The organism is Bradyrhizobium sp. USDA 4353, assembly GCF_054063215.1.
In genome coordinates this window covers 5,277,506-5,297,373 of the sequence record NZ_JBSSGB010000001.1, presented here as the reverse complement: position 1 = coordinate 5,297,373, position 19,868 = coordinate 5,277,506, and the positions used below count along the sequence as shown (strand labels likewise).

General features: G+C 65.7%; 17 protein-coding genes. 13 read left to right on the top strand and 4 right to left on the bottom strand.

Translation table 11 applies throughout. The features are described from left to right. The first annotated feature begins 46 nt into the window (after window positions 1-46). Window positions 47-835 (top strand): response regulator, encoded by a 789-nt coding sequence (locus tag ACVILH_RS23865; RefSeq protein ID WP_456717054.1) that lies wholly within the window; start codon window positions 47-49, stop codon window positions 833-835. A 13-nt stretch (window positions 836-848) separates the two neighbouring features. Beyond that, window positions 849-2,345: an HWE histidine kinase domain-containing protein gene (locus ACVILH_RS23860; protein ID WP_456715073.1), complete on the top strand. Its 1,497-nt coding sequence runs from the start codon at window positions 849-851 to the stop codon at window positions 2,343-2,345. 8 nt (window positions 2,346-2,353) lie between these two features. On the opposite strand, the gene ACVILH_RS23855 is transcribed toward ACVILH_RS23860, so the two are convergent. Next, window positions 2,354-4,639: an FdhF/YdeP family oxidoreductase gene (locus ACVILH_RS23855; RefSeq protein ID WP_456715072.1), complete on the bottom strand. Its 2,286-nt coding sequence runs from the start codon at window positions 4,637-4,639 to the stop codon at window positions 2,354-2,356. A gap of 304 nt (window positions 4,640-4,943) precedes the next feature. After that, entirely contained in the window at window positions 4,944-5,510 is a 567-nt protein-coding gene (locus ACVILH_RS23850) for a type 1 glutamine amidotransferase domain-containing protein (RefSeq protein WP_456715071.1), read from the bottom strand. Window positions 5,511-5,756: 246 nt separating this feature from the next. On the opposite strand from ACVILH_RS23850, the gene ACVILH_RS23845 reads away from it, so the two are divergent. From ACVILH_RS23845 to ACVILH_RS23835, 3 genes are all read left to right on the top strand, one after another. Continuing rightward, window positions 5,757-6,008 carry a hypothetical protein gene (locus ACVILH_RS23845; protein ID WP_456715070.1) on the top strand — a complete coding sequence of 84 codons (252 nt, stop codon included), beginning with the start codon at window positions 5,757-5,759 and terminating at the stop codon, window positions 6,006-6,008. A gap of 114 nt (window positions 6,009-6,122) precedes the next feature. After that, window positions 6,123-6,314 (top strand): DUF3072 domain-containing protein, encoded by a 192-nt coding sequence (locus tag ACVILH_RS23840; RefSeq protein ID WP_456715069.1) that lies wholly within the window; start codon window positions 6,123-6,125, stop codon window positions 6,312-6,314. 111 nt (window positions 6,315-6,425) lie between these two features. Beyond that, window positions 6,426-6,713 (top strand): hypothetical protein, encoded by a 288-nt coding sequence (locus ACVILH_RS23835; protein WP_456715068.1) that lies wholly within the window; start codon window positions 6,426-6,428, stop codon window positions 6,711-6,713. Between the two features lie 17 nt (window positions 6,714-6,730). On the opposite strand, the gene ACVILH_RS23830 is transcribed toward ACVILH_RS23835, so the two are convergent. Beyond that, window positions 6,731-8,098 (bottom strand): glycoside hydrolase family 3 N-terminal domain-containing protein, encoded by a 1,368-nt coding sequence (locus ACVILH_RS23830; RefSeq protein ID WP_456715067.1) that lies wholly within the window; start codon window positions 8,096-8,098, stop codon window positions 6,731-6,733. A 214-nt stretch (window positions 8,099-8,312) separates the two neighbouring features. On the opposite strand from ACVILH_RS23830, the gene ACVILH_RS23825 reads away from it, so the two are divergent. The 7 genes from ACVILH_RS23825 to ACVILH_RS23795 all read left to right on the top strand — a co-directional run bounded on the left by ACVILH_RS23825 (window position 8,313) and on the right by ACVILH_RS23795 (window position 17,517). Further along, a complete protein-coding gene (locus ACVILH_RS23825; RefSeq protein ID WP_456715066.1) occupies window positions 8,313-9,788 on the top strand; it encodes a DUF4153 domain-containing protein in 1,476 nt (491 codons plus the stop codon). A 23-nt stretch (window positions 9,789-9,811) separates the two neighbouring features. After that, window positions 9,812-10,513, top strand: coding sequence for a response regulator (locus tag ACVILH_RS23820; protein ID WP_456715065.1), 702 nt, complete (start codon window positions 9,812-9,814; stop codon window positions 10,511-10,513). Beyond that, a complete protein-coding gene (locus tag ACVILH_RS23815; RefSeq protein WP_456715064.1) occupies window positions 10,510-12,129 on the top strand; it encodes an ATP-binding protein in 1,620 nt (539 codons plus the stop codon). Before ACVILH_RS23820 ends, ACVILH_RS23815 begins: the two co-directional genes overlap by 4 nt. Before the next feature lie 316 nt (window positions 12,130-12,445). After that, window positions 12,446-14,083 carry an ABC transporter substrate-binding protein gene (locus tag ACVILH_RS23810; RefSeq protein ID WP_456715063.1) on the top strand — a complete coding sequence of 546 codons (1,638 nt, stop codon included), beginning with the start codon at window positions 12,446-12,448 and terminating at the stop codon, window positions 14,081-14,083. A gap of 3 nt (window positions 14,084-14,086) precedes the next feature. Further along, complete coding sequence (locus ACVILH_RS23805) at window positions 14,087-15,064, top strand: ABC transporter permease (RefSeq protein ID WP_456715062.1); 978 nt, start codon at window positions 14,087-14,089, stop codon at window positions 15,062-15,064. Between the two features lie 3 nt (window positions 15,065-15,067). After that, window positions 15,068-15,898: an ABC transporter permease gene (locus ACVILH_RS23800; protein WP_456715061.1), complete on the top strand. Its 831-nt coding sequence runs from the start codon at window positions 15,068-15,070 to the stop codon at window positions 15,896-15,898. Then, window positions 15,895-17,517, top strand: coding sequence for an ABC transporter ATP-binding protein (locus ACVILH_RS23795; RefSeq protein ID WP_456715060.1), 1,623 nt, complete (start codon window positions 15,895-15,897; stop codon window positions 17,515-17,517). The genes ACVILH_RS23800 and ACVILH_RS23795 overlap by 4 nt, the downstream gene beginning before the upstream one ends. 3 nt (window positions 17,518-17,520) lie before the next feature. Here ACVILH_RS23795 and ACVILH_RS23790 read toward each other — a convergent pair whose 3' ends face one another. Next, window positions 17,521-18,831, bottom strand: coding sequence for an NAD(P)/FAD-dependent oxidoreductase (locus ACVILH_RS23790; RefSeq protein ID WP_456715059.1), 1,311 nt, complete (start codon window positions 18,829-18,831; stop codon window positions 17,521-17,523). A 150-nt stretch (window positions 18,832-18,981) separates the two neighbouring features. Here ACVILH_RS23790 and ACVILH_RS23785 point away from each other — a divergent pair, with 150 nt between their 5' ends. Further along, a complete protein-coding gene (locus tag ACVILH_RS23785; protein ID WP_456715058.1) occupies window positions 18,982-19,839 on the top strand; it encodes a VOC family protein in 858 nt (285 codons plus the stop codon). Window positions 19,840-19,868 lie beyond the last annotated feature (29 nt).

Genomic DNA, 19,868 nt, shown 5'->3' with positions numbered 1-19,868 from the left:
GCAGATCAAGGAGTACGCCAAGCCGCGCCGCAAGCGCCTATTGATCGTGGAGGACAACGCCGCGGAACAGATGAGCATCCGCGAGCTGCTCGGCCATGACGATATCGAGATCATTGCGGCTGAAACGGGTGCTGGCGCGCTGGACATCATGCGCAGTGCGCCGTTCGACTGCGTCGTGCTGGATCTTCGTCTGCCTGATATGAGCGGATTCGACGTGCTCGATCAGCTGCGTTCCGACGAGACCCTCTCCGGGGTGCCGGTCGTCGTCTTCACCGGCCGCGAACTGTCGGCGGAGGAGGATGCCGAGCTTCACACCATCGCACGCAGCATCGTCGTCAAGGGGGTGGAGTCTCCGGAGCGGCTGCTCGACGAGACCTCGCTGTTCCTGCATCGCGTGATCACGCAGCTGCCGACCGAGAAGCAGCGCATGCTGGAGAAGCTGAACAGTTCCGACGAGGACCTGATCGGCAAGACGGTGCTGCTGGTGGACGATGACGCGCGGAACATCTTCGCTCTCTCGAGCGTGCTGGAACGGCGCGGCATGAAGGTTCTGACGGCGACCACCGGCAGTGAAGCCATCGAATTGGTGCAGCACAACCCGGAGATCGCGATCGTGCTGATGGACATCATGATGCCCCAGATGGACGGCTACCAGACCATCGGGGTGATCAGACAGACCCCCGCCTTCGCCCGCCTCCCCATCATCGCGTTGACCGCGAAAGCCATGAAGGGAGACCGCGAAAAATGCCTCGAGGCCGGCGCCTCGGATTATCTCGCCAAACCCGTCAACACCGAGCAGCTGCTCCTTGCCATCCGCATGTGGCTGCACCGCTGAACGGCTGAACATCATGGAACATGAGAAGGTCAACATCCTCCTGGTTGACGACCAGCCCGCGAAGCTGCTGGCCTATGAAGTCATCCTGAAGGACCTCAATGAAAATCTCGTGGTCGCGACCTCCGGCCGCGAGGCGCTCGAGATCCTGTTGAAGAACGAGATTTCTGTCATCCTGGTCGACGTCTGCATGCCCGAGCTCGACGGTTTCGAGCTCGCGCAGATGATCCGCGAGCATCCGCGGTTCCAGAAGATCGCGATCATCTTCATCTCCGCCGTCCAGGTCAGCGATTTCGACCGGCTGCGCGGCTATGAGATGGGCGCCGTCGACTACGTGCCGGTTCCCGTGGTGCCGGAGGTGCTGCGCGCGAAGATCAAGGTCTTCACCGAGCTCTATCGCAAGACGCGCGAGCTCGAGCATCTGAACCTCGAGCTGGAAAATCGCGTTCGCGCCCGCACCGCCGAGCTGGAGAAATCCACCGCGCGCCTGCGCGAGAGCGAGGAACGCCGCAGCATGGCCATCGCGGCCGGCAGGATGGGCTCGTGGGATTGGGACGGCATCAACGGCGACTGGATGTGGGACGAAGGCCAATACCGCATCTTCGGCGTGACCCCGCAGGGTTTCGAGCTCAACAGCGTCAACATCATGGGCCTGCTGCATCCCGATGATGCCGAGCGTGCGCGGCATGTGCTGGCCGAGTTCGGCCGCGGCGTGACGTCCTACGAGGCCGAATTCCGAATTCAGCGGCCGGACGGCGAGGAGCGCTGGTGCGTCGGAACCGCGGCCGCCACCACGGATAGGTCCGGCCGCGTCGTCCGCGTCAGCGGCGTCACGATCGACATCACCGAGCGCAAGCGCGCCGAGGAGCGACAAAACCTGCTGACGCGCGAGGTCGATCACCGCGCCAAGAATGCACTGACGCTGGCGCAGTCGATCGTGCGCCTGACCAAGGCCGAGAATGTGAGGACCTATGTCAGCGCCGTCGAGGGCCGCATCAGCGCGCTCGCCCGCGTTCACACCATCCTCTCGCTGTCGAGCTGGCAGGGCGCGGAGATCAGCCGGCTCGTCGCCGAGGAGCTCGCGCCCTATGCGACCGGCGGCCAGGTCACCTTCGGCGGGCCCGAGCTGCAGCTCGAGCCAGCGACGGCGCAAACCCTTGCGCTGGCGCTGCACGAGCTGGTGACGAACTCGGCCAAATATGGCGCGCTGTCGGTTCGCTCCGGCCATCTCTCGGTGCAATGGACGATCGAGCCCGATCAGCGGCTCGATCTCACCTGGATCGAAACCGGCGGGCCGCTGGTCCATGTGCCGACCTCGCGCGGCTTCGGCACGCGCAGCCTGATGGCGAGCGTCGAGAGCCAGCTCGGCGGCCGCGCCTTGTTCGACTGGCGTCCCGAAGGTCTCGTCTGCCGCCTGCTCGTGCCCCTGCGGCCGGGCGCGACACCGCCGGAGACGACGACGTCCTTCACCGTTCCCCCGCCGAACGAAGTGCGTCAGCGCGCGGTGGGGTAACGGCCGGCTCAGCCGGCTGCCTCTCTGGTGATCCGCACCGGCACCGACTTGGCAGCCGGCACTTTGCTCCCTTCAGCGTAGTGCCACAGCGGGATCAATCCATTGCACTCGGGGTAATAAGCCCCGACACTGAACCTTGGAATGTCGAATGTCACCGCTTGGAGTCCACCGAGCGAGCGCTCGACGCCGTCATCGGCGACGGTCGAAAGCTTGACGATGTCGCCCTGCCCGATGCCCAGCTCCGCCATGTCGCTCGCATTCATGAACACGACCCGACGTCCGCCGGACACGCCGCGGAACCGATCGTCCTCATTGTAGATCGTGGTGTTGAACTGGCCGTCGGCCCGCAAGGTCATCAGCTGGAAAATGCCGTTGCCTTCTTCCGGCGGATTGAGCGCAGCTTTCGGCACGGTGAAATTGGCCTTGCCGGTCGCCGTCTTCCATTTGCGCTCGCGGGCTCCGAGCGGCCGTGGAAAGCCGCCGGGCTCGAACAGCCGCTTGTTGAAGTCCTTGAACTGATCGGGATAGGTGCGCTCGATCGCCTCGCGGACGAGCGCGTAATTGCCGACCCACGCGTCCCAATCGACCAGCGGATTGGGCCCAAGCGTCGCCCTGGCGAGGCCTGCGACAATCGCGGGCTCCGACAGCAGACCTTCGGCGACCGGCTGACGCTGGCCTTTCGAGCCGTGGATGCACGTCGTCGAGTCCTCCATCGCGACCGCCTGCTCGCCGGTTGCCTGCCGGTCGATCTCGATCCGACCGAGGCACGGCAGGAGGTAGGTGATTTCGCCGGGCACGAGATGGCTGCGATTGAGCTTGGTCGCGATCTGGACCGACAGCCGCAGCTTCGCCCAGGCCGGCTCCATCAGCGACCGCTCCGGCACTGCGCGCAGGAAGTTGCCGCCGAGGCTGACGAAGCCCTTCACCTCGCCCTTGATGATGGCCTCGCAGGCATCGACCGTGCTGAGCCCGTCCCAGCGCGGCGGCTCGAACGCGTAGAGCTCGGCCAGCTTGTCGAGCGGCACCAGCTTCGTCTTCTCGGAGATGCCGACCGTGCGTTGTCCCTGGACGTTGGAATGACCCCGGACCGGGGAAATGCCGGCGCCGGGCTTGCCGATGTTCCCGCGCAGCAGCAGCAAATTGACGATCATCTTGGCGGTCTCGACACCATGGCGATGCTGCGTGATGCCCATCCCGTAATTGGCGATCACGGCATGCGCCGATGCATAGACCTTCGCGGCATCCAGAAGGTCGGCACGGCGTAGGCCGGACGCCCGCTCGATATCGCTCCACGACGCCCGACGGCAGTAGTCGGCGAATTCCTCGAAGCCCGAGGTGTGCTGCTCGATGAAGGCCACATCGAGCACGCGCGGCCGCTTCATCGCAAGCGCCGCGTCATCGGCCTCGATCACGGCCTTGCACATCCCGAGCAGCGCCGCGCCATCGCCGCCGACCCTGAGCTGATGATATTGGGTGCTGATGCGGGTGCCGCCGGTGAGCAGCATCTGGATCGGGTTCTGCGGATTGGTGAAGCGCTCCAGCCCGCGCTCGCGCAGCGGATTGAAGGTGATGATGGGAACGCCGCGCTGCGCCGCCTTCTGCAGGGGATGCAGCATGCGCGGCGAGTTGGTCGTGGTGTTCTGGCCGAAGAACAGGATGCAATCGGACTTGTCGAAATCATCGAGCAGCACGGTGCCGACAGGTACGCCGATCACCTCGGGCAGCGCCACCGACGTGGATTCGTGGCACATGTTCGAGCTGTCGGGAAAATTGTTGGTGCCGTACATGCGCCCGAACAGCTGATACATGTAGCTGGTCTCGAGCGAGGCGCGGCCCGACGTGTACATCACGACCTCACGCGGATCGAGCCGTTTCAGCTCGGCTCCCACGGCGCGAAACGCCTCGTCCCAACTCACGGGAACGTAGCGGTCGCTCGCCGCATCGTAGCGCATCGGATGCGTCAGCCGGCCCTGCTCCTCCAGCTGATGATCCGACCACGTCCGCAATTCGGACAGCGTATGCTGAGCGAAGAACTCCGGCCCGACCGTCTTGCTGGTGATTTCCCAGGCGGTCGCCTTGGCGCCGTTCTCGCAGAATTCGAACGGGTGCGGCTGCGCCGGCTTGGCCCAGGAGCAGCTGACGCACATGAATCCATCAGGCTTGTTCTGCTTCAGAAGGATCTCGCTGCCGAGCAGCGTGACCTCCTCCTGGGTGAGGATGCTGGCCACGGCCTGCACCGAGCCCCACCCGCCGGCCGGAGCCGTATAGTCCTGGATCTTCACCTTCTCACTCACGGCACATCTCCGCGGCCTGAAAAGCGGCCAACCCGTGATCAAGAGGTAAGTTCCGCGCACTCACGGCAGGTTGCGTGGGCCAGGTCCGACCGCGACCGAGCAGACGATGATCAGCAAGACTGATGGCCAAGACGAATAGGAACGACGCGCCGCGCCACGCGTATTCCATTTGTCTCCGGCGGCGTTCCCCCATCTCGTCGGAGACACTCCGTGTGGACTGCGGCCCAGCGTTCGACCCCTCGGGCGCTGGGCCTGTTCGTGCGGCGAAGGCCGGGCCTCATCGACCCGGCCCTCACGGCCAAGCTCAGGCGGCGCTGCGCTGGAGATGCCGGCCTTCCCGGACCTCCTCGATGATCTTGGCGCTGAAGGCTTCGAGATCACCGGGATTACGGGACGTGATGACGCCCTGGTCCACCACGACCTCCGCGTCCTGCCACTGCGCCCCGGCATTGGCGACGTCGGTCTTGATCGACTTGTAGGACGTCATCTTGCGTCCCTTCGCAATGCCCGTCTCGATCAAGAGCCAAGGCGCGTGGCACACCGCGGCGACGATCTTCTTGGCCTCGAAGATGTCCTTGATGAAGGCCAGCGCCTTCGGCTCCAGGCGCAGCAGGTCCGGGTTGATCTGGCCACCCGGCAGCACGATGGCGTCGTAGTCGGAGGCCGATGCCTGGTCGAGCGTCTTGTCGACCTTGACGGGTCGTCCCCAATCCTTCTGGTCCCAGCCTTTGATCTCGCCCGGCGCGAGCGAGATGATCTCTACTGTCGCACCTGCCTGCTTCAGGCGATCACGCGGCACTTCGAGCTCGGATTGTTCGAACCCGTTGGTCGCAAGAATCGCGATCTTCTTTCCATCGATGTTGTCCATCATTCTCTCCTGTTCAGATCGACATGTCCGGCAACCTTGCGCCAGGGATCATCGTTCCGCGGCGATGCGGGACCGATCGTCACAACTGGTCGATCGATGGGCCGAGGCTGTGGAACAGCCAAGCCTCGGGCAGGTTTGTGTGGGAGAGCAGCCCCGGACGGACCGCGCGCCGCGGACGAGCTGGACGCTCCCACGGACCGCGATCTGGAGCTCCTCGTGCCCTACGCACTGTTTGAGAATGACGAGAGATTGACCCGCCCGTTTCGGACCGAGCGCGAGGTCTGGGAGGCAGCCGAGCAGGCCGATCTCGTGACCTTGGATACGCACGGGGAAAAGGTGCTCGACAACAATTTCGAGATCAAGCCGTGCGAGGCGACCGCGGATGAGCTCGTAAGTCCGCGCGACGACATCGTGCTTCCCAAGCCTCACGACGCCGATGCGACCGAACCCAAATCAGCGCCGCAATCGCGGCGATCGTCGCGGAAGGCAGCGCCGAGGTGAGGCCTCCAGGTGCGAGAGGATAAGGCGGTCAGGCACCTGGAACAAAACAGGAACATTCTGCGAGCCGCTGGGTTGGACAACAGTTCGGCCATTGTGGCCCCTGGGAGATCCGCGATGACGGAGAAGATCGAAAAAGATCCGAAGGATTGGGTTTCGGGCGAAGATCCGATGACGGATGCTCAAGCGTCCTACTTGAGGACGCTGAGCGAGCAGGCGGGGCGCCCGGATCCGACTGAGAATGTGCGAACCAAGGCGGAAGCGTCTGAGCTGATCGACGAGATGCGGCACGCCGCGGGGTTGGAGTGAGCCGCCTGGGCTTTGATAGATCGGTACTCCGATGCTTGCACACCACGCCTGAGGCAGTCGCGAATCAACACCCGGTTGTTTAGTGTTCGCTTCCTGTCTCAGGAGTGGACCATGGTTGCGGATAGTGACAGCAAGGTTGCCTGGCATCGCGCACAGCTCAAGAAGAACCGCGCAGCGCTGAAGCAGATCGAGACGGCGCGCTTCACCGTCGGCGAGAGTGCCGATCCCAAGGCGATCGAGCGGACCAAGCGGCAGGTCGCGGAGCTTCAATTGAAGATCCGCGAATCCGAACAGGTCGTCGGCCAGCACGACAAGCAGGCCCGGCGACCGCTGGCGACGGACTTGCGCAGCCTCTCCAACGTGTCCTGGCGCAACTGGACCGGCAACGGCCCGCGCTGACACGCGCCTCCCCGCTCCTAATCGACCGCATTCGAGCGTATCCGCGCGGAAGGTCCGGAACTCGTCACGACATTCGCCGCCTGCGGGCGGTCGTCCCGCTGCAGCCAGCGCGTCAGCCGCTCGTCGCTCCTGCGTAGCGCAGCCAGATCGAGCCGCCCTTCCGCAAGAGCCTTTTTGGCGCAGGCGAAGACCCGATGGAACTGCGTGCCGTCGTAAGCGACGAGCAACAGATCTGCGCCGCCATTGAGGGCTTCGACCACGGCCTTGCAGAGATCGCGGCCGTAGATCGCGCCCATCACGAGATCGTCGGTGATGATCACGCCCTGATAGTTCCACCGGCCACGGATGAGGCCTTCGAGCACGGCCTTGGAGTGCGACGCCGGCCGCTCCCGATCGATCGCGTCGACCATGACATGACCGACCATCATGGCTGCATGCGAGTTGTCCAGCACCTGGCGGAACGGCCGCCAATCCGACTGCTCCAGCACATCGGCTGACGTATCGAGCTGCGCGGAGAAGTGATGCGTATCAGCCTCCACGCGCCCGAGACCAGGGAAGTGCTTGACCGCCGCCCGGACGCCGCTCGCCTCCAGGCCGCGGACATAGCCGAGCGCGATGTCGCCCACCGCGGCCGGGTCGTCGGAGATGGCGCGCTGCCCGATCAAGGTGTGAAAATCGAGCCGGTTGCGCCTCCAGCGCGGCCGCAGATCGACCACCGGCGCCAGGTTGAACGTGATGCCCGCTGACGCCAGCGCCTGACCCTGGGCACGCCCCATCTCGTATGCCTCATGCGCGCGCCGCGAGGCCGGGAGATTGGCCAAGGTCGCCAGCCCCGGCATGTTCGGCAGCGTCGGCGAGAGGTGCGCGACCCGGCCTCCTTCCTGGTCGGCCGACACGAGCAACGGCGGCAGCCCGGCTGCCCTGCGTTCGGCCTGCAGCCGTGCCATGTCGGCGCTCAGCTGCGCCTCGCTCCGTCCGCGCACATTGTGATGAGTGACATACACGCCAGCGATCAGGCCCTGCCCCGCCAAGGCCGCGGCCTCATCGACAGACGTGTAGCCCACGATGAAATGCCGTCCGAGCAGACGCGCCACCTCAGGCGCTGTCTGAAACGTCTCGTATTTGCGCCATGCGAACGTAAACTGCGTGGCGGTGAGCGCGAGCAGCGGAATGCACCACGCCACCACCAGCAGGCGTCCGGCCATGCCGTCGCGCCAACGCCCTCCTAGCAGAAGCAGCAGCGGAGCTGCCAGCCCGATGATGAGCAACGCGGCGTGCCCTGTCCCGCGCAGCCGGACCAGATAAGGCTCGTTGCTGTTGAGCGTGATGACAATGAAAGCCAGCGCAAGGATCCAGAGGACGATGGTCCTGATACGTCCGAGCATGTGAGCAGCCGATCATTCCCTTGAGAAAGACGGACTCTGCCTAACAACGCTCAACCGCCTGCGCCAGGAGCTGAATCGCGTCTGCACGAAATCTGCAAACAAATCCTGAAATGCTGCAGGCCCGCTCGTGAGCGGCTGCACGCCGCGGGGTCATGCTGCGATCATCGGCCGGCGACTGCTGGCCGTATCGTTGCTCAATCGAGGACTCCCGCAAATGACCAGCTCCGCCGAGCTGACGGCTGCTCCAGCCGCCCCGCTCTCCATGTGGCACAAATTCGCCCTCGCCTTCGCGCTTCTCGGGCTCGCCGATGTCCTGTTCTACGATCAAGCGCCAGGGCTCTCGCTTCCGATCTTCACCGTCGCGCTGGTCGCGGCCAGCCTGCTCGCCAATCACGCCGGCATCGATCGATCGCGGATGAAGCTTGCGGCCGTGCTGCTCATCCTGGGCCTGCTGCCTGCGATCGAGGACCTGACCGTGCTGTCGGTCTCCACTCTGATCCTCGCAACGGTCTCGGCGGTCGCCCTGACGACCAATCCCGCAGCCGAAGGGCTTCGCTTGCCGGTTACGGCCGCACGACAGCTGCTCCTGGTTGGACCGTTCAGGCTGATCCCCGACGCCATCGCAACGCTTCGCGCCCATGACTTGACGCGGCTGCTGCTGACATGGAGCATCCCGCTCGCCCTCGGCCTCGTCTTCAGCCTGCTATTCGCCGCAGCGAACCCCGTGATCGAGCAGTGGCTCGATCAGCTCCGGCCTCAGCGCGTCGTCTCCAATCTGAGCGTCGGCCGGCCGATCTTCTGGCTGTTGATGCTGTCTCTGATCTGGCCGTTCATCCATCTGCGTTGGCGGCAGCGGACCAAGACGCCGCGCCTGCCGATCGACGCCGAGGCCGAGCAAGCACCGTCGCTCGCAGCCCCCCTGCTCAATCCGCAAACCGTCGTTCGCTCGTTGCTGCTGTTCAACCTGCTGTTTGCGATTCAGACCGCGCTCGATGGCGTATACCTGTGGGGCCATGCGGCACTTCCCGACGGCATGACCTACGCCACCTATGCCCATCGGGGCGCCTATCCGCTGATCGTCACGGCACTGCTGGCCGCAGCCTTCGTCATCATCGCCGTCCGCTCCAAACGCGACGACGAGCCGCGGCTGATCCGCCCGCTGGTCTACCTCTGGGTCGGACAAAACCTGCTGCTGGTGCTGTCCTCGATCCAGCGGGTCCACATCTACATCCAGAGCTACCTGCTGACTCACTGGCGCATCGCGGCGCTGATCTGGATGGCGTTGGTTGCCATCGGTCTGATCCTGATCGTCGTCCGGATCGTCCTGGACCGCCCCACGGCGTGGCTCGTCCGCATGAACCTGATCGCGCTTGCGGCGACTCTCTATGGCTGCGCCCTCGTCAATTTCTCCGCAGTGATCGCCGACTACAACGTCGCTCATAGCCGCGAAGCCGGACGAAGCGGGACCGCCATCGACATGCCCTATCTTCTGAGCCTAGGTCCGCAGGCCCTGCCGGCAGTCCGGCGAGCCATGCTGCTGCTGCCCGGGGAATCCGCACTCTCCCCCATGAACCAGCGTCTGTTGGACCAGCAGGCAAACGACATGGCGAACTTGCGCACCTGGACGTTCCGCGGCTGGCGCTTGCAGCGCTATCTCGATACACATCCCCTGATCCAGAACCCCAGCTGATGTCCCGCCGCGGAGCCTCGATTGTGTCCCCCCGAATCCTGATCGTCGACGACGATCCGCACATCCGCGAAGTCCTGCGGGTCGCCTTGGGAAAGGCCGACATGACGGTGACGGAGGCCGCCGACGGCCGTGCGGCGCTGGTCAGGTTCGGCGAGGACCGCCCGGACCTGATCGTGCTCGACGTCGGCATGCCCGAGTTCGACGGCCTCGAAGTGTGCCGTCGCATCCGGCGGACCTCGCAGGTGCCGATCCTGTTCCTGTCGGCGCGCGACGAGGAGATCGATCGCATCCTCGGGCTGGAGATCGGCGGCGACGACTACGTGACCAAGCCGTTCAGCCCGCGCGAGCTGGTTGCGCGCGTCAACGTCATCCTCCGGCGTGCCGCCGCCGGCGGCAGCGATCGTGCTGCGGAGCCGGAGGAGCTCGTCCATGGCCGGCTTCGCCTCGACCCGCAGCAGCATCTCGCTCGCTTCGGCGAGACGCCGCTCACGCTGACCGCGCTCGAGTTCAGCATCTTGCGCACCTTGATGACGCGGCCGGCGGTCGTGTTCAGCCGCGAGCAGATCATGAGCGCGGCCTATCACCTCAACATCCAGGTCTCCGACCGGACGATCGACAGCCATATCCGCAACATCCGTGCGAAGCTCGCGGCCGCCGGTTGCGATGACGCCATCGAGACGGTGCACGGCGTCGGCTTCCGGCTCGGCCGCTGCGGCGCGCCATGATCGCACCGAAGCCGAAGAAGAAATGGCGGCCGTCGCTTGGACAAATCGTGTTCGGCGTGCTCGCGCTCGTCGCCACCCTGCCGCTCGTCGGGCTGTTCTTCTTCCGCATCTACGACAATCAACTGATCCGCCAGACCCAGGCCGAGCTGATCGCGCAGAGCCGCGTGCTCGCGGCCGTATTTGCCGAGGAGGTCTCGGCGCGCCTCGCCGCCGGCATTCCGCTCGGTGCGGAGATCCCGCCCGAGGCACGGCCCGATGCCACCGACGAGGTGACGCCGATCCGGCCTTTGCTCGATCTGCTCGCCAATGATCTCTTCGTCCGCCGCCCGGATGCGCGCGAGGCGCCGCAGCCTGCCGACCCCGCTTATGTCGCCATCGGCGCGCGGCTGTGGCCGATCATCCGCGAGACGCAGAAGGTCACCTTGGCCGGCTTTCGCGTGCTGGATCCCCAGGGCGTCGTGATCGCTGGCCGCGACGAGATGGGCAAATCGCTCGCTCATATCGACGAGATCGCGGCCGCGTTGACGGGGAAATACAGCGCGGCACTCCGCATCCGCATTCCCGACAAGGCGCCCCCGCCGATCTATTCGTTCAGCCGCGGCGTAGGCGTTCACGTGTTCTCGGCCATGCCCGTCATCGTCAATGATCATGTCGTCGGAGTGATCTACACCTCGCGAACGCCGCGCAACATCTTCGAGCACCTCTATGTGGAGCGTGGCAAGTTCATTGCAGCGGGCTCCGCCATCATCCTCACGACGCTGCTGGTCGGCTTCATCGTGGCGCGGACGATCACCCGCCCGATGCGCGAGCTGGTCGACCGCGCCGGCCGGATCGGCCGCAATGATCCCGCTGGATTCCGCCCGCTCGCCCATTACGGCACGCGCGACTTTGCTGAACTCGCGGAGCATTTCTTCGCCATGGCCGAGCAGCTGGCGCGGCGCTCCAGCTACATCCGAAACTTCTCCGCGCACCTCACGCACGAGCTCAAATCGCCGCTGACCTCGATCAAGGGCGCGGCGGAGCTGATGCTGGACTCCCTGCATGCTACCTCAGGCCGGCTGACGCACACCCAGCAGGAGACATTTCTCACCAACATCCTTGGCGATGCCGAGCGGCTCGACCGGATGGCGCAGCGGCTGCGCGAGCTTGCGCGCGCCGAAGCCCTCCAGCAGAGCGAGGCGAGCAGCCTGGCCGAGGTGATCGGCCCATTGCGCGAGCGGTTTCCCACCGCGCAAATCGAAACAGGCGGCGCGCTCCAGAGTCCGATCAGGCTGTCGGGCGAGACGCTGCTGATCGTCCTCACCCATCTGGCCGACAATGCCGTCCGTCACGGCGCCCGGGCGATCCGCCTGGAGCTTGACGAGCGAGCCGATCAAGTGGTCCTCAGCGTGAGCAATGACGGCAATCCGATCTCGCACGCCAACCGCGAGCGAATCTTCGACGCGTTCTTCACCACGCGGCGCGACAGCGGCGGAACCGGCATGGGCCTGGCTATCGTGCGCGCCGTCCTAATGAGCCACGGCGGCCAGGTCGATCTGCTGCCGTCCGATCATGAGGTGCGCTTCGAGCTGCGTCTTCCTGCCGGCGAAGAGCCGTCTCAGGCACACCTCAAATAGCAAGAGAACATGTCCTCTTCTTTGAAGTTGCGGATCTGATCGAGATCTCCTGTGGAGGGTCGCAAGCCGCCGGCCCCAGCGACCGATCCACCGAGCCGGGCGCGATGGCAAGCTATTCCGCCACCCGCTACCGCAGTAGCCCGGCCATTCCGTCGATCGTTCGTATACGAGCAATCTGTTTCACCAGGGATTCGCGGAGGCGGCTCGGCTGCGACGGTCGGCCCGCGTGATTGGGAATGACTTGGCCTTGCGATCCGCGTAAGCTTCGGCGCATTGCACCATCGGCCAGCCTCGACATGGCCTTCGGGAGACCTTGATGAATTCGAGCCGTTTCGACATCACCCGCCGTACCGCACTGCTGACCTCGGCTGCGATTGCAGCCAACGTGGTGAATCCACTCCGGGCCTTTGCCCAGGAGACCCCACGCAAGGGCGGCGTGTTCAACGTGCATTACGGCGCCGAGCAGCGCCAGCTCAATCCGAGCCTGCAAGCCTCGACTGGCGTCTACATCATCGGCGGCAAGATCCAGGAGAACCTCGTCGACCTCGACGCGCAGGGACAGCCGGTCGGCGTGCTCGCCGAAAGCTGGGAGGCCGCGCCCGATGGCAAGACGGTCACCTTCAAGCTGCGTAAGGGCGTTACCTGGCATGACGGCAAGCCGTTCACGTCGGAGGACGTCGCCTTCACCGCGATGAACATGTGGAAGAAGATCCTCAACTACGGATCGACCTTGCAGCTGTTCCTGACCGCGGTCGATACGCCTGATCCGCAAACCGCGATCTTCCGCTACGAGCGCCCGATGCCGCTCAACTTGCTGCTGCGCGCGCTGCCCGATCTCGGCTATGTCTCGGCCAAGCACATCTATGAGAACGGCGACATCCGTCAGAACCCGGCCAATCTCGCGCCTGTCGGCACCGGCCCCTTCAAGTTCGTCAAATACGAGCGCGGCCAATACATCATCGCCGACCGCAACGCGGATTACTGGCGTCCGAACGCGCCCTATCTCGACCGTATCGTCTGGAAGGTCATCACCGACCGCGCCGCCGCGGCTGCGCAGCTCGAAGCGGGCGAGCTGCACTACAGTCCGTTCTCGGGCCTGACGATCTCGGACATGGCCCGGCTCGGCAAGGACAAGCGCTTCATCGTGTCGACCAAGGGCAACGAAGGCAACGCGCGCACCAACACGCTCGAGTTCAACGTCCGCCGCAAGGAGCTGTCCGACATCAAAGTCCGCCGCGCGATTGCGCATGCGATCAACGTGCCGTTCTTCATCGAGAACTTCCTCGGCGACTTCGCCAAGCTCGGCACCGGACCGATCCCCTCGACCTCGACCGACTTCTATCCCGGCGCGAACACGCCGCAATATCCGTACGACAAGGCCAAGGCAGCCGCGCTGCTCGACGAAGCCGGCTACAAGCCGGCCGCCGGCGGCAACCGCTTCTCGCTGAGGCTGCTGCCCGCGCCGTGGGGCGAGGACATCTCACTCTGGTCGACCTTCATTCAGCAATCCCTGGGCGAGGTCGGCATTCAGGTCGAAATCGTCCGCAATGACGGCGGCGGTTTCCTCAAGCAGGTCTATGACGAGCACGCCTTCGACCTGGCGACGGGCTGGCATCAGTACCGCAACGACCCCGCAGTCTCGACCACGGTGTGGTACCGGTCCGGCCAGCCCAAGGGCGCGCCGTGGACCAACCAGTGGGGCTGGGACGACGCCAAGATCGACAAGATCATCGACGACGCCGCCACCGAGGTCGACCCGGTCAAGCGCAAGGCGCTCTATGCCGATTTCGTGCGCGAGGCCAATACCGAGCTGCCGGTGTGGATGCCGATTGAGCAGATCTTCGTCACGGTGATCACGGCGAAGGCGCGCAACCACTCGAACACCCCGCGCTGGGGATCGACGAGCTGGCACGATCTCTGGCTTTCCGCCCTGAGCCCCGATACGTCAGAATAGGCCATGCGCATCCTGAGCCTTGCGGGGCGGCGGCTCGCCGCCTCGATCCCGACCCTGTTGCTGATCCTGATCGGCGTCTTTCTTCTGCTGCAGCTCGCGCCGGGCGACACGGTCGACGCGATGATGGCGCAGATGGGCGGCGGCGATGCCGCGACGGCGCGCGAGCTGCGCCGCTTCTATGGGCTCGATCTTTCGGTCCCGATGCAGCTCGCCAACTATCTGTGGCGGCTGGTCCGGCTCGATCTCGGCTTCTCCGCGATCTACGGCAAGCCGGTTGCGACCGTCATCCTGGAGCGGCTGCCGCCGACTTTGCTGCTGATGACCTCGGCGCTCTCCTTTGCGTTCTTCTTCGGTCTTGTGTTCGGCGTGATCGCGGCGCGCGGCGTCAACCGCTGGCCGGATACGCTGATCTCGACCGTCGGCCTGATCTTCTACGCCACGCCGTCGTTCTGGTTCGGCCTGATGGCCATCGTGGTGTTCTCGATCTATCTGCAATGGCTGCCGGCCGGCGGCTTCGAGGATATCGGCGCGGTCAGCACCGGTCTCTGGCGCGTGCTCGACATCGCGAGCCATCTCGTGCTGCCGTCGCTGACGCTCGGCCTGATCTTCCTGGCGATCTACTTGCGCATCATGCGGGCCTCGATGCTGGAGGTCCTCAATCTCGACTTCGTCCGCACCGCGCGCGCCAAGGGTCTCGATGAGACCCGCATCATTACCCGGCACGTGCTGCGCAACGCGCTGCTGCCGATGGTCACGCTGATCGGGCTTCAGGCCGGCACGATGCTCGGCGGCTCCGTCGTCGTGGAGACGGTGTTCTCGCTGCCCGGCCTCGGACGCCTTGCCTATGAGTCCGTGGTCCAGCGCGATCTCAATACGCTGCTCGGCATCGTGTTCGTGTCTGCGCTGCTGGTGATCCTGGTCAACTTCATCACCGACCTGCTCTACGCGCGGCTCGACCCGCGCATTGCGGCGGAGAGCTAGCGCATGGACGCCGTGAAACGATACTTTCGCAGTCCCCCCGCGGTGCTGGGCCTCGTCCTGCTGCTCATCGTCTTGGGCATGGCGATCAGCGCCGGCTATTTCTATCCGCGCGATCCCCTTGCCCTCGCCGGCCGGCCCTTGATCTGGCCGTTCGCAAATCCGCGTTTCCTGCTCGGCACCGACAATTCCGGCCGCGACATCGCCGCCCAGATCTTCTATGGCGCGCGGATCTCGCTCCTGATCGGCGGCGTCGCCACGCTGATTGCGGTGACGATCGGCATCCTGGTCGGCGCGCTCGCCGGCTACTATGGCGGCTGGATCGACAACATTCTGATGCGCATCACCGAGGCGTTCCAGACGCTGCCGAACTTCGTGCTGCTGCTGGTGCTGGTGGCCGTGTTCGGCTCGACCTTGACGACAGTGACGATCGCCGTCGGCATCGTCTCGTGGCCCGCGCCCGCACGGTTGACGCGCGCCGAGTTCCTGTCGCTGCGGAGCCGCGAATTCGTCCAGGCCGGCCGCACGCTCGGCATCCGCGATACGCAGCTGATCCTGCGCGAGATCCTGCCCAACGCGCTGCCGCCGGTGATCGTCTATGCCGGCGTCGTGATGGCCGTCGCCATTCTCCTGGAGAGCGCGCTTGCGTTCCTGCGGCTATCGGATGCCAACGTCGCCTCCTGGGGCAATCTGATCGGGCTCGGCCGCGACGTGCTGCGCGTGCAGTGGTACGTCTCGGCCATTCCCGGTGTCGCCATCCTCATCACCGTGCTCGCCGTCTCGCTGGTCGGCCAAGGCCTCAACGATGCACTGAACCCGCGGCTGAAGCAGCGATGAGCTCGACAGCCCCCGTTCTCTCCGTCGACCGCCTCAGCGTCCGCCTGCCCAAGGGCGCCGATCGGACGCACGCGATCTCCGAGGTGTCGCTCACCATTGCCGAGAACGAGATCGTCTGCATCGTCGGCGAGTCCGGCTCCGGCAAGTCGATGATGGCCAATGCGATCATGCGGCTGCTGCCGCAGGGCGTGTCCACCGATAACGGTCGCATCCTGTTCGGCGAGCGCGATCTCTGCACGACCTCTGCGCCCGAGATGCGCCGCATCCGCGGCGCCGAGATCGCGATGGTGTTCCAGGAGCCGATGACGGCGCTCAATCCGCTGCGCACGATCGGCGACCAGATCGGCGAGGTGCTGGAGATCCATACCGATCTGTCGAAAGCCGAGGTCCGATCGCGCGTGCTGGCGCTGCTCGCCGACGTCAACATCCCCGATCCGCCGCGCGCCGCCAAGGCCTATCCTCACGAGCTCTCCGGCGGGCAGCGCCAGCGTGCGATGATCGCGATGGCGCTAGCGCTCGACCCGAAGCTCTTGATCGCCGACGAGCCGACGACCGCGCTCGACGTGACCACCCAGGCGCAGATCCTCAAGCTGATCCGCGAGCTGCAGCAGCGCCGCAAGACCGCGGTGCTATTCATCACCCACGATTTCGGCGTCGTCGCAGAAATTGCCGATCGCGTCGTGGTGATGCAGCACGGCGTGGTGGTCGAGCACGGTCCCGCAGCGGAGGTGCTCCGCAAGCCGCAGCACGCCTACACGCAACAGCTCATCGCTGCCGTGCCGCCGGTCGCGGCGCCGCCGGCACGCAAGCTGTCGGACGAGACCATTCTCACCCTCACCGGCGTCGCCAAGACCTATCGGACCGGCGGCTTTCTCGGTCGCGGCGTGCGCGTCACTCACGCAGTCAAGGACGTCTCGCTCGCGTTGCCGAAGGGCGCGACGCTCGGCATTGTCGGTGAATCCGGCTCCGGCAAATCCACCCTCGCCCGCTGCATCATTCGCCTGATCGATCCGGATGCGGGATCGATCCTGCTCAACGGGGAGGATTGGGCCCGGCTGCCACGTCGTGACATCAGGCAGCGCACCCAACAGATGCAGATGGTGTTCCAGGATCCGTTCGCCTCGCTCAACCCGCGGCGCAAGGCGGCCGAGCTGGTGGCGCAGGGACCGATCGTGCACGGCACACCGCGCGCGCAGGCGCTCGCAGAGGCGCGCGAGCTGTTCGCGCTGGTAGGTCTCGATCCTTCCGCAGCCGATCGCTTCCCGCACGAATTCTCCGGCGGCCAGCGCCAGCGCATCGGCCTCGCCCGCGCACTCGCGCTGAAGCCCGACGTGCTGGTGGCGGACGAGCCCGTTTCGGCGCTCGACGTCTCCGTGCAGGCGCAGGTCTTGAAGCTGCTCACCGGCCTGCGCGAGCGACTGGGCCTCTCGATCATCTTCATCACCCACGACCTGCGCGTCGCGGCGCAGATCTGCGACCTCGTTGCCGTCATGAAGGACGGCGAGGTCGTCGAGCATGGGCTGACGGGCACCGTATTCGGCCACCCGCAGCATCCCTACACGAAGGCGCTGCTCGCCGCGATTCCGGGCGGCGACTTCGCCCGGACGGCACAAGGCTGAGCGCTAGGCGATCTCGCGCGCGTCGCGGTAGCGATACAGCAGCAGCATCAGCGGCGCGAATGGCCGCAGCAGTGCGTGCGCCGGGATCGTGACCGGCTCCGTGAACGGCAGCGCCAGCTCGCCGGCCGGCACGTCCCTGACGGCTTTCGCCAGCTCCGCTCCGAGCGGAATGGTCAGCGCAACCGCGCGGCCATTGCAGCCGGTCCAACCATAGGCGTCGGGACCGATGCGATGAATACGCGGCATGTAGTCGGTGGTCATGCCGACATAGCCGTTCCACACATAATCGAATCGGACATCGCCGATCTGTGGCCACAGCCGCTGCAGACGTTCCGAGACCCGCGCCTTCAACCGCTCGGCCTTGTTGCCGGGGCCGATCACGGCGCCGCCCGTCACCAGACGATTGCGCGCATCGTAGCGCGCGAAATACAGCTCGCCATGGGTGTCGGACATCGCCTGCCGCGCAGGGATGATTGTCTTGCGAACGTTGTCCGACAGCGGCTGCGTCGCCATCTGCCAGGACAGCACCGGCATCACCTCATGCGCGATATCGGGGGCGAGCGCCTTGGAGAACTCGCCGCTATAGGCGTTGCTCGCCAGCACCAGAGCGCGAGCCGAGAGCTCGCCGCGCGCCGTCCGCACCACCCAGCGCTCGCCGCGCCGCTCGAAGTCGATCACAGTCGAGCGCGCATAGATGCGGCCTCCCAGGCTCAGCACGGTCCGCGCCAGGCCACGCGCCAGCGCCAGCGGATTGATGTGGCCGCCGGTCTTGTTCCAGAAGCCGCCATGCCACGCATCGGAGCCGAGCATGTCGCGCGCTTGATCACGCGACAGCAGCTCGACGTCGGCGCCGAACTTCGACCATTGCTTGAACCTGCGCTCGGCGATCTTGATGCGGCCGGGCGAATGCACCGGCTGCACCCAGCCGGCCTGCTCGTGCTCGGCGTCGATGCCATAGCGCCTGACCGTATCGAATAGCGCGGACGCGCTGTCACGGAGCATGGTGACGAAGCGCTCGCCCGCGGCGCCGTGGCGCTTGATGAGATCCTCGGGATCAGGACGCGACAGCGTCGGAATCACCTGGCCGTTGTTGCGGCCCGACGCGCCCCAGCCCGGCTCCATCGCCTCGACGATCGCAACGTCCGTGCCCGCCTCGCGCAGATGCAGCGCGGTCGACAGGCCGGTAAAGCCGCCGCCGATGATGACGACATCGGCCTGTGCGCTGCCCTCGAGCTCGGGGAGATCGGGACCGGGCGGAGTCTGCGCAGCCCACAGCGATGGCGGCCATGGAACGTCTTGTGTCGTCATGCTCATCGTGGACAGCTCACCCCTGCTGATCGACCGACCTCGGGGAGATCGATCTTGCCTTGCACCCGGCGCCCGGCGCCGCCGGTTGCGGCGCATGGGTCGATTGGGCATAGTTCGGCCGCCAATATGCCAATTTCGCTGCAAGGAGACAAACGCGTGGCCCTCAAGAATGTCATCGGTATCGATCACGCTGTCGTCGTGGTGAAGGAGCTCGACGCGGCCGCCGAGACCTGGAAGCGGCTCGGCTTCACGCTGTCGCCGCGCGGCACCCACAGCGCCAAGATGGGCTCCGGCAATTACACCATCATGCTCGATCCCGATTACATCGAGCTGCTCGGCATTCTCGCCGAGACCGACCACAATGTGCCGACGCGCAATTTCCTCGCGCAGCGCGGCGAAGGCATCGAGCGCATCGCCTTCACGGCCATCGACTCCGCCGCCGGCGCGGAGGAAATTCGCAGCCATGGTTTTGAGCCGATCGGCCCGATCGATTTCGAGCGCCCGGTGCCGCTGCCCGACGGCACGATCTCGGCGGCCAAATTCCGCGTCTTCCAATGGCCCGTCGCGGAGGCGCCCGGCGGCCTGCGCATCTTCGCCTGTCAGCACAAGACGCGCGAGACGGTGTGGATTCCGGAACTGATGACGCACGCCAACGCCGCCAAGCAGCTGAAGCAGGCGCTGATCGTCACGCCGGATCCGGCAAAGGACGCCGCGCATCTGTCGCGACTGATCGACCGCGAGGGGCGCAGCGAGGCCGATGGCGCCGTGACCGTCACCTCAGGCGGCGATCGCGCCGACTTCGTGTTCCTGACGCGGGATCAGCTCGCCGCGCGTTATCCCGGCGTCTCACTCGCCGGCCTGCCGGAGCGCGGCGGCGCCGGCCTCGTGCTGGCCTCGCATGATCTGGCGGCGACGGAAAAGACGCTGGGTGCGGCGGCGGTGCGCAGCGGCGCGAGCCTCGTGGTGCCGCCTGCAGCCGCGACTGGCGCCCTGCTCGCCTTCGTGGCCGGCTAAATCCCGCGCGAGGCGGCCACGGCATCGTG